General features: G+C 72.5%; 10 protein-coding genes and 1 pseudogene. 6 read left to right on the top strand and 5 right to left on the bottom strand.

Going from position 1 to position 13,933, the window contains the following annotated elements:
* Nucleotides 1–36: 36 nt before the first annotated feature.
* Nucleotides 37–720: a GDSL-type esterase/lipase family protein gene (locus tag ABZ904_RS14895; RefSeq protein ID WP_359393962.1), complete on the bottom strand. Its 684-nt coding sequence runs from the start codon at nucleotides 718–720 to the stop codon at nucleotides 37–39.
* Nucleotides 721–862: 142 nt separating this feature from the next.
* On the opposite strand from ABZ904_RS14895, the gene ABZ904_RS14900 reads away from it, so the two are divergent.
* Nucleotides 863–1,849, top strand: coding sequence for a WD40 repeat domain-containing protein (locus tag ABZ904_RS14900; RefSeq protein WP_359393964.1), 987 nt, complete (start codon nucleotides 863–865; stop codon nucleotides 1,847–1,849).
* 66 nt (nucleotides 1,850–1,915) lie between these two features.
* Here ABZ904_RS14900 and serC read toward each other — a convergent pair whose 3' ends face one another.
* Nucleotides 1,916–3,034: a phosphoserine transaminase gene (gene serC, locus ABZ904_RS14905; protein ID WP_359393966.1), complete on the bottom strand. Its 1,119-nt coding sequence runs from the start codon at nucleotides 3,032–3,034 to the stop codon at nucleotides 1,916–1,918.
* Between the two features lie 369 nt (nucleotides 3,035–3,403).
* Here serC and ABZ904_RS14910 point away from each other — a divergent pair, with 369 nt between their 5' ends.
* Entirely contained in the window at nucleotides 3,404–6,280 is a 2,877-nt protein-coding gene (locus tag ABZ904_RS14910) for an FAD-binding and (Fe-S)-binding domain-containing protein (protein WP_360993485.1), read from the top strand.
* A 187-nt stretch (nucleotides 6,281–6,467) separates the two neighbouring features.
* Nucleotides 6,468–7,592, top strand: coding sequence for a peptidoglycan bridge formation glycyltransferase FemA/FemB family protein (locus tag ABZ904_RS14915; RefSeq protein ID WP_359393968.1), 1,125 nt, complete (start codon nucleotides 6,468–6,470; stop codon nucleotides 7,590–7,592).
* A gap of 13 nt (nucleotides 7,593–7,605) precedes the next feature.
* Here the strand turns inward: ABZ904_RS14915 and ABZ904_RS14920 are convergent, their stop codons facing one another.
* The 3 genes and pseudogenes from ABZ904_RS14920 to ABZ904_RS14930 all read right to left on the bottom strand — a co-directional run bounded on the left by ABZ904_RS14920 (nucleotide 7,606) and on the right by ABZ904_RS14930 (nucleotide 9,385).
* Nucleotides 7,606–8,559 carry an EamA family transporter gene (locus tag ABZ904_RS14920; protein ID WP_361823417.1) on the bottom strand — a complete coding sequence of 318 codons (954 nt, stop codon included), beginning with the start codon at nucleotides 8,557–8,559 and terminating at the stop codon, nucleotides 7,606–7,608.
* Nucleotides 8,560–8,682: 123 nt separating this feature from the next.
* Nucleotides 8,683–9,147, bottom strand: a pseudogene (locus ABZ904_RS14925) (ABC transporter ATP-binding protein); the annotation flags it as partial.
* Nucleotides 9,148–9,250: 103 nt separating this feature from the next.
* Nucleotides 9,251–9,385, bottom strand: coding sequence for a hypothetical protein (locus ABZ904_RS14930; protein ID WP_360993318.1), 135 nt, complete (start codon nucleotides 9,383–9,385; stop codon nucleotides 9,251–9,253).
* A gap of 379 nt (nucleotides 9,386–9,764) precedes the next feature.
* Between ABZ904_RS14930 and ABZ904_RS14935 the strand changes: the two genes are divergently transcribed.
* Genes ABZ904_RS14935 through ABZ904_RS14945 form a run of 3 tightly spaced genes read left to right on the top strand, consistent with a single transcriptional unit; the run spans nucleotide 9,765 to nucleotide 13,928 of the window.
* Nucleotides 9,765–10,586, top strand: a complete 822-nt coding sequence (locus ABZ904_RS14935; RefSeq protein ID WP_360993321.1) for a TIGR03084 family metal-binding protein — start codon at nucleotides 9,765–9,767, stop codon at nucleotides 10,584–10,586.
* Nucleotides 10,583–12,292, top strand: coding sequence for an acyclic terpene utilization AtuA family protein (locus ABZ904_RS14940; protein WP_361823421.1), 1,710 nt, complete (start codon nucleotides 10,583–10,585; stop codon nucleotides 12,290–12,292). Before ABZ904_RS14935 ends, ABZ904_RS14940 begins: the two co-directional genes overlap by 4 nt.
* Before the next feature lie 37 nt (nucleotides 12,293–12,329).
* Nucleotides 12,330–13,928 (top strand): carboxyl transferase domain-containing protein, encoded by a 1,599-nt coding sequence (locus ABZ904_RS14945; RefSeq protein ID WP_360993327.1) that lies wholly within the window; start codon nucleotides 12,330–12,332, stop codon nucleotides 13,926–13,928.
* The last annotated feature ends 5 nt before the right edge of the window (nucleotides 13,929–13,933 follow it).

Raw genomic sequence — 13,933 nt, forward strand, 5'->3', positions numbered from 1 at the left:
GGAGCCGCACCGTGAGCAGGGGACGCCGGGATCGAGTCAGCCTGTTCCGGCCGCGTACGTGTGCCCGACCCCCCATGCCTCCCACATCGCCCCCGCGAACGCCTCCGCGATCTTGTGTTCGCCGCTCGCGTTCGGGTGCGTGCCGTCGTAGGTGTCCCGGTGGAAGTCGTACGACGACGGGATCGAGGTGAGCAGAAGCGGCGAGCGGGGCTCGTCCAGATCCGCCACCGCCTTCGCGAGAAGCTCGTTGAAGAGGGTCACCTGGGTCGCGAACGAGTCGTCAGCCTCGGCCCGGATGTTCGGGATCACGGGGAGCAGGACCATGCGGATGCGCGGGTTCGCCGTGCGCGCCTCGGCCACGAATCTGCTCACGTTCTCCGCGGTCTGTTCCGCGTTCGTGTAGAAGCCCAGGTCGATCAGGCCCAGCGAGACCAGCAGCACATCCGCGCGCGACTCCCGTACGGCGCCGGCGATCAGCGGCACCATGTGGAACCAGCCCTCGCCCCAGCCCGCCAGATGGGCCCGCGGGAAGCCGGGTTCGGCGTAGGCGTACGACGTCGGCGCGTCCGTCGCCTTGTCATGGAGTGTCTCGCGCGGCCCCACGAGCGAGAACGGGCCGCCGTGCGTCGCGCACAGGTGCTGCCACAGCCGGTAGCGCCATGTGTGTTCGCCCGCGCTCCCGATCGTCATGGAATCGCCTACGGGCATGAACCTGAGCATCCGCTCATCATGGACGATCGTCCTCGGACGCAGGGAGGACGTATGGGGCGGGGCGGGTGTGAGGATCGACACGCACGGTGGAAATCGGCTGTGTTGATCAAGGAGGCCGATGAACGGGCCCGCGGATGGCAGGCTTGAGGGCATGCGTCGATCGCTCGCGTTCCTTGCCGGGGCCCTTCTCATCGGTGCGCTCGCCGCGCCCGCCTCCGCCGCCGGTGACGGCGGCGGCTTCACCGTCACGGACCCCCGCATCACCGAGTCCAGCGGGCTCGCCGCCTCACGGCTGCACCCGGGCATCTACTGGACCCACAACGACAGCGACGACGGCCCGTACATCTACGCCGTGGACGGCCGCACCGGGAAGACGGTCGCCACCGTCACCCTCCGCGGCGTCGGCACACCGCGCGACGTCGAGGCCATCTCCATCGGCCCCGGGAACCAGATCTACGTCGGGGACATCGGCGACAACCTCGGCGGCACCTGGCCGTACGTGTGGATCTACAAGCTGCCCGAGCCCAAGGTGCTCAAGGACCAGACGGTCCGCGCCACCCAGTACGTGGTGAAGTACTCGAACGGACCCCGGGACGCGGAGTCCCTCGTGGTGCACCCCAAGACGGGGCGCGTCTACATCATCGACAAGAAGGAGGAAGGCGGGCACCTCTACGAGGGCCCGGCCGAGCTGTCGTCCACCGGGACGAACGTCTTCCGGCCCGTCGCCACCGTCGACCTGTGGGCCACCGACGCCGCTTTCTCACCGGACGGCGGGCAACTCGCCGTGCGCGGCTACTTCGGCGGCATCGCGTACGCGTGGAACGACGGGCACATCAAGCGGCAGGGCCGGCTGGAGGTGCCCCTGCAGCGGCAGGGCGAGTCGGTCACGTACACCACCGACGGGTCGCAGCTCCTGTACGGCAGCGAGGGCACCGACAGCGACGTGCAGGCCGAGAGCGTGCCCTACCGGCAGGGCGCCGGCGGCTCCAAGTCGCCGTCCGGGAAGGAGAGTACGCAGGGCGAGGCCGGCGGGGGAGCGGCCATGAAGGCCGACTACAAGGTCGGTGCCCTGGTGCTCGCCGTCGGCTTCGTCCTCGTCTTCGGCCTCAAACGGCTGCTGCGCCGCGGCCCCCGCTGACCGTCGGGCACGCACGAGGGGCGCCCCGGTGAGTACCGGAGCGCCCCTCGGTGACGCGGCGACAGGTCAGAGCTTCTCGATCACGTAGTCCACACACTTCGTCAGCGCCTCGACGTCCGCCGGGTCGATCGCCGGGAACATCGCGATGCGCAGCTGGTTGCGGCCGAGCTTGCGGTACGGCTCGGTGTCCACGATGCCGTTGGCGCGCAGCACCTTGGCGACGGCCGCGGCGTCGACCTCGTCGGAGAAGTCGATCGTGCCGATGACCTGCGAGCGTTTGGCCGGGTCGGCGACGAACGGGGTCGCGAACTTCACGTCCTCGGCCCAGCCGTAGAGCGTGCGCGCGGAGGTGGCCGTGCGGCGGACCGCGAAGTCCAGGCCGCCCTGGCCGTTCAGCCACTCCACCTGCTCGTTGAGCAGGAACAGGGTGGCGAGGGCCGGGGTGTTGTACGTCTGGTTCTTACGGGAGTTGTCGATCGCCGTGGGGAGGCTGAAGAACTCCGGCACGTGGCGCCCGGAGGCGTGGATGCGCTCGGCGCGCTCGAGTGCGGCCGGCGAGAAGATCCCGATCCACAGGCCGCCGTCGGAGGCGAAGGACTTCTGCGGGGCGAAGTAGTAGACGTCCGTCTCGGCGATGTCGACGGGGAGACCGCCGGCGCCGGAGGTGGCGTCCACGAGGACCAGGGACCCGGGGTCCGCGCCCTCGACGCGCCTGATCGGCATCGCGACGCCCGTCGACGTCTCGTTGTGGGTGAGGGCGTAGACGTCGACGCCCTCCTCCGCCCCCGCCTGCGGGTGCGTGCCCGGGTCGGAGGAGATGACCGTGGGCTCCGCGAGCCACGGGGCGAGCTTCGCCGCCTTCGCGAACTTGGAGGAGAACTCGCCGAAGCTGAGGTGCTGCGACTTGTTCTCGATCAGACCGTGGGTCGCGATGTCCCAGAACGCGGTGGAGCCGCCGTTGCCGAGGATGACCTCGTAGCCGTCGGGGAGCTGGAAGAGCTCGCGGACGCCCTCGCGTACCTTGCCGACCAGGTTCTTGACCGGGGCCTGGCGGTGGGACGTGCCGAGCAGGGAGCTACCCGTGGCGGCGAGGGCGTCCAGCGCCTCCACCCGCACCTTGGAGGGACCCGCGCCGAAACGGCCGTCGGCGGGCTTGAGGTCAGCAGGAATCTGGATGTCAGCCACGCAGGGGAGCGTATCCGTTTCGCGAAACCCGGGCGAAGCGTATCCATTCGATGAGACGTGGTTGTCGGCCGTCCGCGGGAGGCCGCGCCCCAGGCCCCGGCCGTGGCCCGAACTGCCCAGCCCGCGAACTCCCCCACGCGCGGCTTCCCTCGAGCGGGGGACCCAGGACGGGCCGAATGATCAGCCGATGGCAATTCGGCTCGGTTCGTTCTGTGTCGGCGCCGGCCCACGAGACGGTATCGGCGTGATCCCGGACGGTCACTGTCAGTGAGGGGAGGCATGCTGGGAAGCATGACGGATCCAGGTGGACGAGGGCACGGGCCGGCGGGCGTGGACGTCGGCGCGCTGGGTGCGCGGCTGCGCGCGGCGATGCGCGGCGCGGTCGAGTTCGGTACGGCGGCGCGGGCGCTGCACACCATGGACGCGTCCAACTACCGACGGGTGCCGCTCGGTGTGGTGGCTCCCCGGGACGCCGACGACGTGGCCGCGGCGCTGAGCGTGTGCCGGGCGCACGGAGTGCCGGTGGTCGCCCGCGGCGGCGGCACGTCGATCGCCGGGCAGGCCACAGGCACAGGCGTGGTCCTCGACTTCACCCGGCACATGAACAGGATCGTGTCCCTGGATCCCGGTGCACGCACGGCGGTGGTGCAGCCGGGCGTGGTCCTGGACCGTCTTCAGGAGGCCGCCGCGCCGCACGGCCTGCGCTTCGGCCCGGACCCCTCCACGCACAGCCGCTGCACCTTGGGCGGGATGATCGGCAACAACGCGTGCGGCTCCCACTCGGTGGCCTGGGGCACCACGGCGGACAACGTGCGCGAGCTGTCGGTGCTGACCGCGCGGGGCGCCGCGCTGACCCCCGGCCGCGACTGGCGGGGCGCCCCGGAGGGTCTGCGCTCCCTCGTGGAGGGCGAGTTGGCGCTGCTGCGCACGGGGTATCCGGAGCTGCCGCGCCGTATCTCCGGGTACGCGCTGGACGCGCTGCTGCCGGAGAAGGGCGCGGACGTGGCGCGTTCCCTCTGCGGTTCGGAGGGCACGCTGGGCGTGCTGACCGAGGCGGTCGTGGACCTCGTCGAGGCACCCCGCGCGCATGCGCTCGCCGTGCTGGCGTACGGGGACGAGAGCGCGGCGGCCCAGGCCGCGGCGGGACTGCGGCCGTCGCGGTCCCCCCGCTCGGGCGAAGCCGGGGGCTGGGGAGGCCCGCTGACGCTGGAGGGCATGGCCGCCGACCTCGTGCCGCCGTCGGCGGGGCTGCCGCGCGGTGGCGCCTGGCTGTTCGTGGAGGTGGGCGGAGCGAGCGCGCCGGAGGCACGCGCGCATGCAGAGGCGATCGTCCGGGTGGCCGACGCGACGGACTCCCTGGTGGTCACGGACCCGGCGGCGCAGCGCGCGCTGTGGCGCCTGCGCGAGGACGCGAGCGGTACGGCCACGCGGATCCCCGCGGACACCTCCGGGACGGGGGCCCCGGGAGGTACGGAGGCCTGGCCCGGCTGGGAGGACTGCGCGGTGCCGCCGGCCCGACTCGGCCCGTATCTCAGGGACTTCAGACGCCTGCTGGCCGACCACGGTCTGCGCGGGAGGCCGTACGGCCACTTCGGGGACGGCTGCATCCACGTCCGCATCGACTTCGACCTGCTGACCGATGCGGGCATCGCCCGTTTCCGCCGCTTCTCCGAGGACATCGCGGACCTGGTCGTCTCCCACGGCGGCTCGCTCTCCGGGGAGCACGGCGACGGCCAGGCGCGGGCGGAGCTGCTGCCGAAGATGTACGGACCGGGACTGGTCGCCCTCTTCGAGCGGGCCAAGGCCGTCTGGGACCCGGACGACCTGCTCAACCCGGGGATGCTGGTGCGCCCGGCCCGGCTCGACCAGAACCTGAGGTTCGCGGTCCTGCCCCGCGAGCCGGTCGAGGTCGCCTTCGGCTACCCCGCGGACGGCGGCGACTTCTCGGCCGCGGTGCGCCGGTGCGTGGGCGTCGCCAAGTGCCGTACGACGACGGTGTCCGGGACGGACGTGATGTGCCCCTCCTTCCGGGTGACGGGCGAGGAGGAGCACTCCACACGCGGGCGGGCCCGGCTGCTGCACGAGATGCTGGCGGGCGAGGTGGTCACCGAAGGCTGGCGGTCGACCGAGGTGCGGGACGCCCTGGACCTGTGCCTGTCCTGCAAGGGCTGCCGCACGGACTGCCCGGTCGGCGTCGACATGGCCACGTACAAGGCGGAGTTCCTGCACCACCACTACGCGGGGCGGCGCAGACCGGCCGCGCACTACGCGATGGGGTGGCTGCCGGTGTGGCTGCGGGCGGTAGCCCGTACACGCACCGCGCCGGTCGTCAACGCCCTCGCGTCCGCCGGGCCGTTGGCGGCGCTGGGCAGGCGGCTGGGCGGCATCGCACCCGAGCGGGGGATTCCGCGGCTGGCCGAGGAGACGTTCAGCCGGTGGTGGGACGGACGGACGCGCACCGAGGCGGATGGCGGACCGCGACTCGTCCTGTGGCCCGACACCTTCACGGAGCATCTGTCCCCGTCGGTGGGCAAGGCGGCCGTGCGCGTGCTGGAGACGGCGGGACTGAGACCGGTCCTGCCGCCGACGGCACGCGCGCGTTCGGCACGGGACGGCGGCGCACGGCCGACGGCCCGTCGCGGCCGGGTCTGCTGTGGCCTGACCTATGTCTCCACGGGCCAGCTGGACCGGGCCCGTACCGTTCTGCGCCGCACGCTCGACCTGATGGAACCGGTGCTGGAGGAGGGTCTCCCGGTGGTCGTCCTCGAACCGAGCTGTGCGGCGGCGCTCCGCACCGATCTACCGGAGCTGCTGCACGACGACCCGCGGGCGGCCGCCCTCGCCTCCGGAGTGTTCACGTTCGCGGAGGCCCTGGAGGGCCTGGCCCCCGGCTGGACTCCTCCCGCGGTGGACCGCCCGGTGGTCGGCCAGACCCACTGCCACCAGCACGCGGTCCTGGGTGACTCGGCCGACCGCCGGCTGCGCGAGGCGGCGGGCCTCACCGGAGAACTGGAAGGCGGCTGCTGCGGACTCGCGGGCGACTTCGGCTTCGTGAAGGGCCACTTCGAGGTGTCGCGGGCCGTCGCGGAGGAGCGGCTGCTGCCCGCGGTGCGGTCGGCTCCTGAGGGCGCGGTCCTCCTCGCGGACGGATTCTCCTGCCGTACCCAGATGGAGCAGCTCGCGGGCCGCCGCGCGCGGCATCTGGCCGAGGTGCTGGCGGAGGGGCTGGAGGGGACCGGCAGGTGACGACCAACGCGGTGAACTCCACGCGGACGACGTGGCGGCACCGGAGCTGCCCGGAAGGATGAAGAAGCGGGGCTGAGCGGGCCCCCCGGCCCGGCCGGTGACGGACCCCCGGTGTCCTGAACCGGATTCCGGGCCGGCCGCGTCCGTATCGGCGTCGACGTGCCGTCCACCATCCGAGGAGCTCCGCATGACCCTCCGCATCCGCCCGATCCCCCGCGAGGAGCACCTGGAGTTCGTCGCCTCGTGTCCGTCGGTCAGCCATATGCAGGTGCCGTCGTGGGGAGACGTGAAGCCGGACTGGCACGCGGAGAGCCTCGGCTGGTTCGAGGAGGGCGGTGGGTGGCCGGTCGGTGTGGGCCTGGTCCTGCTCCGCCCGCTGCCGAGGCTCAAGCGGTGTCTGGCGTATCTGCCCGAGGGCCCGGTGATCGACTGGTATGCGCCGGACCTCGACCGGTGGCTCCGGCCGATGGTCGCGCATCTGAGGAGCCGTGGGGCCTTCTCGGTGAGGATGGGCCCTCCGGTGGTCGTCCGCCGCTGGAGCGCGGACGCCGTCAAGGCGGCCATCGCGGACCCGCACGCCCGGCGGCTCGGGGAGGTGCCGGCGACCGAGCACGAGCCGCGCGCCATGGAGGTCGCGGACCGGCTGCGCCGCATGGGCTGGCGGCAGACGGGAGCGGGCGGCGAGGACGGCTTCGCGGCGGGTCAGCCCCGCTACGTCTTCCAGGTGCCGCTCGAGGGACGGACGCTGGAGGACGTCCGGAGCGGCCTCAACCAGCAGTGGCGGCGCAATGTGAAGAAGGCCGAGAAGGCGGGCGTGAAGGTGGTCCAGGGCGGATACGACGACCTGCCGGTCTTCCACGCCCTCTATGCGGAGACCGCCGAGCGCGACCGCTTCGTCCCGCGCCCGCTGCCCTACTTCCAGCGGATGTGGGCCGCGCTGACCGCGGAGGACCCGGACCGCATGCGGCTCTACCTCGCCCACCACGACGGCGACGTCCTGGCCGCCGCGACGATGCTGACGGTCGGCACACACGTCTGGTACTCGTACGGCGCCTCCACCGCCCGCCGGCGCGAGGTCCAGCCGAGCAACGCGATCCAGTGGCGCATGATGACCGACGCCCACGGCAGCGGCGCAGCCGTCTACGACCTGCGCGGCATCTCCGACACCCTGGACGAGGCCGACCCCCTGCTGGGCCTGCTCCGGTTCAAGACCGGCACCGGCGGGCACGCGGTGGAGTACCTGGGCGAGTGGGATCTCCCGCTCAACCGGCTGCTGCACAGGGCGCTGGGTCTCTACATGTCGCGCCGGTGAGCGTCGCCCTGCTCTACGCCTCCGGTTCCGCCGGTACCTTGCCCCGCCCGACCTGCGTCCGGACCGCGCCCATGCTCGCCGCGATGACCAGCACGATGGCCACCGCCTGACTCGCGGTCAGGGACTGGCCGAGGACGAGGAAGCCCGCGGTCGCCGCGAGCGCCGGTTCCAGGCTCATCAGGACCGCGAAGGTGGAGGCGGGCAGACGGCGCAGGGCGAGGAGCTCCAGGGTGTAGGGGAGGACCGAGGAGAGCATCGCCACAGCCGCGCCGAGCCCGACCGTTGTCGGCACGAGCAGTTTCGAGCCCGATTCGGCGATCCCCAGCGGCACGAACAGCACCGCCGCGACGGCCATCGCGAGCGCGAGCCCGTCGGCCTGCGGGAACCGCCGGCCCGTACGGGCGCTGAAGACGATGTACCCCGCCCACATCGCGCCCGCGGAGAGCGCGAAGGCCACGCCCGCCGGGCCCATGTGCCCGAAGCCCCCGCCGCCCAGCAGGAAGACGCCGACCAGCGCGAGGCCCGCCCAGATGAGGTTCACCGCCCGCCGGGAGGCGAGCACGGACAGGGCCAGCGGACCGAGGACCTCCAGGGTGACGGCGGGGCCCAGCGCGATGCGGTTCACGGCCTGGTAGAAGAGGCCGTTCATCGCGGCCATGGTGATACCGAAGACGACGACCGTGCCCCAGTCGGCGCGCGAGTGCCCGCGCAGCCGCGGCCGGCAGACGAGAAGCAGCACCACGGCCGCGACGACGAGCCGCAGGGTGACCACACCGAGAGCGCCCGCACGGGGCATCAGGGTCACCGCGAGTGCCCCGCCGAACTGGACGGAGATGCCTCCGGCGAGCACCAGGCCCACGGGACCCAGGGTGTCGCCCCGCAGGCGCGGTCCACCGGGCGCCGGGTGCGCGGGAGCCGGTCCGGTCGCGGCAGCCGGGGTGGAGGGGGCGGCGCTGGGCGTGTTCACGGGGCCTTCCAGAGGAGTCGACGCGGAGTTTGTTCAGCATGGTGCACCTGACGGTCCAGGGTAATGGACTCAGTCAGGCGTGTGAACCCTTTATGCGCCTGTACGGGTGGCGTCGCGGGCGCGTCAGATGCCGTACCAGGGCGTCCCGTCGCGGAACAGCGGGCGGCCGTCCGCCCGTTGGCCGGGGGCGGCGCCGGATGCGTGGTCCGGGCCGGCCGGGGTGTCCGGGGGCTGGAGCACGGCGTACGGATCGGCCCGCCGGTCTCCGTGGTACGCGGCGGACACACCGTTCGGGGCGAAGGCCTGGCCGATGTGGTCGCCGTGGAGGGTCCGGTGGCCCACCGGTACCCCGTCCGCGTACTCCATCGGGGTGCCCAGGAGTGCGCCATCCGCGGACCCCGCCGTCTGCGGGAACAGCGGAAGCCGCAGCTCCCCCGTGTCCATCAGCGCGTTGGTCTGCGAGTGGTGCAGACGGGAGTACGTCCCGCCCCGGGCCAGCAGCTCCTCGTGGCGGCCCGTCTCGACGATGCGGCCCTGGTCGACGACGAAGATGCGGTCGGCGTCGGGCGCCAGGTTGAGATCGTGCGTGAAAAAAGGCTCGGCGCAAGCTGTGAATCGCTCGGAAAACAGGCGGAGAAAAAGCGAGGAGGACCGACGGTGCACCGTCGGTCCTTCCTTACCGTCGCTGAACTCAGTTGGCGTGGCCGGGCAGCGGCTTGGGCAGCGGCTTCGGCGTGTGCTTCTTCTTCGGCTTCGGCGGCGGCGGGAGCGGGAGCTGCTTCGACTTGGGCTTGGTGGGCAGCGGGGCAAGCTTCTTGAAGCTCATTCCGACTCCTTGGGGTTTTTGCGTGCAAGGGTGCGAGAATTCTCTGACGGGCGGCGGGGGAATTCTCGGTTGTCGTCTCGGGAATTACTTTTCCGCCCGACATCGAAGAACCTACACGCCGCTGAGTGCGAAAAACGGCAAGGAACGGCAAACGGGGGCTGTGAAAAGCTGAGAAATGCCTGGGTGTTGGTTTGAGAACCTGGGCGCCGGTTGTCTCCCCGGGGCCCACGCTGTGTGTTCCCTGGCGGACCCGCGCGCCGTGCGCCCGTGACTGCTTCGCTCCGCCCTGCGAGGGAAAATCAATGCAAGCACGCTTGCTTGTTTCTGTGCCCGCTGCCATGCTCCCCAGCACACCGTCGTGCCCCGAGGGGAGCGCATCGTGTCCGACGCATCGTCAGTGATCGACGATCTGGGCCGGGAGAGCGAGGAACTCGACCGGCTGGTGGCCGGGTTGGCGGAGAGCCGATGGGCCCTCCCCACACCTGCCGCGGGCTGGACCGTCGCCCACCAGATCGCACACCTCGCCTGGACGGACCGGGCCGCCCTGCTGGCCGTGACGGACGCGGACGCGTTCTCGGTGGAGGTGGAGAAGGCGCTCGTGTCCCCCGGCACCTGGGTCGACGATGCCGCGCGTGAGGGGGCCGCACTGCCGTCCGCCCGTCTGCTCGCCGAGTGGCGGGAGGGCCGCGCCGCCCTGGACCGCGCCCTGCGCGCCGCCCCCTCGGGCATCCGCTTCCCCTGGTACGGACCGCCCATGTCCGTCGCGTCCATGGCCACCGGCCGGCTGATGGAGACCTGGGCGCACGGGCAGGACGTCGCCGACACGCTCGGGGTGCGGCGCACCCCGACCGACCGGCTGCGGCATGTGGTGCGCATCGGCGTCCGGGCGCGTGACTTCGCCTTCGCGGTGCGCGGACTGACCGCGCCCGGCGAGGAGTTCCGGGTGGAGCTGGCCGCGCCCACGGGCGGCGACGTCTGGGTGTACGGGCCCGAGGACGCCGCCCAGCGGGTGACCGGCCCGGCGCTCGACTTCTGTCTGCTGGTCACCCAGCGCGCCCACCGCGCCGACCTCGCGGTGCGGGCCGAAGGGCCGGACGCCGACCGGTGGCTCGACATCGCGCAGGCGTTCGCGGGACCGCCGGGCGAGGGGCGGGCACCCAAGGGCGCATCGGGCGCGGAAGGCGAGAGGGAGTCCCGTTGACCCTCCCGACGCCCGTCCGCCCCCTCCGCATCGGCAACGCCTCCGGGTTCTACGGCGACCGCTTCGACGCCCTGCGCGAGATGCTCACCGGCGGCCCGCTCGACGTCGTCACCGGCGACTACCTCGCCGAGCTGACCATGCTGATCCTCGGCCGTGACCGCCTGAAGAACCCTGCCGGAGGCTACGCGCGCACGTTCCTCGGCCAGTTGGAGGAGTGCCTGGGCCTCGCCCGTGCGCGGGGCGTGCGGATCGTGACGAACGCGGGCGGCCTGAACCCGGCCGGACTCGCGGACGCGGTCCGGGAACTGGCCGGCCGGCTCGGCATCCCGGCACGCGTGGCCCATGTGGAGGGCGACGACCTCACCGCGTCCCACCCCGGGGCCCTCGCCGCCCACGCCTACCTGGGCGGGCACGGCATCGCGGCGTGCCTGCGCGAGGGGGCCGACATCGTGGTCACCGGGCGGGTGACGGATGCCGCGCTCGTCACCGGGCCCGCGGCCGCCCACTTCGGTTGGGGCGCCGAGGAGTACGACCGGCTCGCCGGCGCGGTGGTCGCCGGACACGTCCTGGAGTGCGGGGCCCAGGCCACCGGAGGCAACTACGCCTTCTTCGGCGAGCACCCGGCCGAGCGGCTGCTCCGGCCCGGTTTCCCGATCGCGGAGCTCCACGAGGACGGCAGCAGCGTCATCACCAAGCACGAGGGCACCGGCGGCGTCGTGGACATCGGCACGGTCACCGCGCAACTCCTCTACGAGACGGCCGGCGCCCGGTACGCGGGCCCGGACGTCACCGCCCGTCTGGACACGGTCCGGCTCACCCAGGAGGGACCCGACCGGGTGCGTATCGAGGGGGTGCGCGGCGAGGCGCCGCCCCCGACGCTCAAGGTCGGCCTGAACCGGCTCGGCGGGTTCCGGAACGAGGTCGCCTTCGTGCTGACGGGACTCGACATCGAGGCCAAGGCCGGGCTCGTCCGGGCCCAGATGGAGGCGGCCTTGGACGCAGCGAAGTCCCGCCCCGCCGAGGTCCGCTGGGACCTGGCCCGTACCGATCACCCCGACGCACGGACCGAGGAGACGGCGAGCGCCGTGCTCCGGCTGGTCGTACGGGACCGGACCGAGGAGGCGGTGGGCCGGGCGTTCAGCGGCGCGGCGGTCGAACTGGCGCTCGCGAGCTACCCGGGCTTCCACCTGGTCGCGCCACCGGGAAAGGGCTCCCCCTACGGGGTCTTCGAGGCGGTCCACGCCGACCGTGACGCCGTCGGCCACGAGGCGGTCCTCCACGACGGACGACGGATCCCCGTGGTCCCGGCCCACGGCACCCTCGCCCTCGACGACGTACCGGAACCGCCCCTGCCCGAGCCGCTGCCCCCAGGTCCGTCCCGGCGCGCACCGCTCGGTCTCGTCGCCGGGGCCCGCAGCGGGGACAAGGGCGGGAACGCCAACGTCGGGGTGTGGGTGCGCACGGACGAGGCCTGGCGCTGGCTCGCCCACACGCTCACCGTCGACCGCTTCCGCGAACTCCTCCCGGAAACCGCGTCCTTGACCGTCGTACGCCATGTCCTGCCGAACCTGCGCGCCCTCAACTTCGTCGTCGAGGGGCTCCTCGGCGAGGGCGTCGCCGGGCAGTACCGCTTCGACCCGCAGGCCAAGGCCCTCGGCGAATGGCTGCGCGCCCGCCACCTCGATCTGCCGGAGGCCCTCTTGTGACCGCCGCCCGCCCGTCCCACACCCCGGAGGCCCGCCCGTGACGGCCCTTTCCACGGCCGTGGACGTCGACGACCCGGACCACCGGGCGAACCGCGACGCCCTGCTCGCCGAACTCGCCCAGCTGGAGGCCGAGCACGCCAAGGTCCTGGCGGGCGGCGGCGAGAAGTACGTCGAACGGCACCGGGGGCGCGGCAAGCTGCTCGCCCGCGAACGCATCGAACTGCTCCTCGACCCGGACACACCGTTCCTGGAGCTGTCCCCGCTCGCCGCCTGGGGCAGCGAGTACACGGTGGGCGCCTCGCTCGTGACCGGTATCGGCGTCGTCGAGGGCGTCGAGTGCCTGATCACCGCGAACGACCCGACCGTGCGCGGCGGCGCCAGCAATCCGTGGAGCCTGAAGAAGGCGCTGCGCGCCAACGACATCGCGCTCGCCAACCGGCTGCCGTGCATCAGCCTCGTCGAGTCGGGCGGCGCCGACCTGCCGTCCCAGAAGGAGATCTTCATCCCGGGCGGGGCGATCTTCCGCGACCTCACCCGGCTGTCCGCCGCCGGAATCCCCACCGTCGCCGTCGTCTTCGGGAACTCGACGGCGGGCGGCGCCTACATCCCGGGCATGTCGGACCACGTGATCATGGTCAAGGAGCGTGCGAAGGTCTTCCTCGGCGGCCCGCCGCTCGTCAAGATGGCCACCGGCGAGGAGAGCGACGACGAGTCCCTCGGCGGTGCCGAGATGCACGCGCGTGTGTCGGGCCTCGCGGACTACTTCGCCGTCGACGAGCAGGACGCCCTGCGGCAGGCACGGCGCGTGGTCGCCCGCCTCAACCACCGCAAGGCGTACCCCGATCCGGGCCCGGCGGCCCCGCCCAAGTACGACGCGGAGGAACTCCTCGGGATCGTCCCCGGTGATCTGAAGGTGCCCTTCGACCCGCGCGAGGTCATCGCCCGTATCGTCGACGGCTCCGACTTCGACGAGTTCAAGCCGCTGTACGGGACGAGCCTGTGCACCGGCTGGGCCGCCCTGCACGGCTACCCGGTCGGGATCCTGGCGAACGCCCGGGGCGTGCTCTTCAGCGCGGAGTCCCAGAAGGCCGCCCAGTTCATCCAGCTGGCCAACCAGCGCGACATCCCGTTGCTGTTCCTGCACAACACCACCGGCTACATGGTCGGCAAGGAGTACGAGCAGGGCGGCATCATCAAGCACGGCGCCATGATGATCAACGCGGTGTCCAACAGCCGGGTGCCGCACCTGTCCGTGCTCATGGGCGCCTCGTACGGGGCCGGGCACTACGGCATGTGCGGCCGGGCCTACGACCCGCGCTTCCTGTTCGCCTGGCCCAGCGCCAAGTCGGCGGTCATGGGCCCGCAGCAGCTCGCCGGCGTGCTCTCCATCGTCGCCCGGCAGTCCGCGGCGGACCGCGGCCGCCCCTACGACGAGGACGCGGACGCGGCCCTGCGCGCCATGGTGGAGCAGCAGATCGAGTCCGAGTCCCTGCCGATGTTCCTGTCCGGGCGGCTGTACGACGACGGCGTCATCGACCCCCGCGACACCCGTACCGTCCTCGGCCTGTGCCTGTCCGCGATCCACACGGCGTCCTACGAGGGTGCGCGTGGCGGTTTCGGCGTCTTCCGGATGTGAGGCCC

This window comes from Streptomyces sp. NPDC046900, from assembly GCF_040644975.1.
Lineage (GTDB): Bacteria > Actinomycetota > Actinomycetes > Streptomycetales > Streptomycetaceae > Streptomyces.

Bases quoted from the DNA above. Each gene is read 5' to 3' on its own strand.
- ABZ904_RS14900 (WP_359393964.1), top strand. From the start codon at position 863: ATGCGTCGATCGCTCGCGTTCCTTGCCGGGGCCCTTCTCATCGGTGCG.
- ABZ904_RS14910 (WP_360993485.1), top strand. From the start codon at position 3,404: ATGCGCGGCGCGGTCGAGTTCGGTACGGCGGCGCGGGCGCTGCACACC.
- ABZ904_RS14895 (WP_359393962.1), bottom strand. From the start codon at position 720: ATGCTCAGGTTCATGCCCGTAGGCGATTCCATGACGATCGGGAGCGCG.
- ABZ904_RS14930 (WP_360993318.1), bottom strand. From the start codon at position 9,385: ATGAGCTTCAAGAAGCTTGCCCCGCTGCCCACCAAGCCCAAGTCGAAG.
- ABZ904_RS14915 (WP_359393968.1), top strand. From the start codon at position 6,468: ATGACCCTCCGCATCCGCCCGATCCCCCGCGAGGAGCACCTGGAGTTC.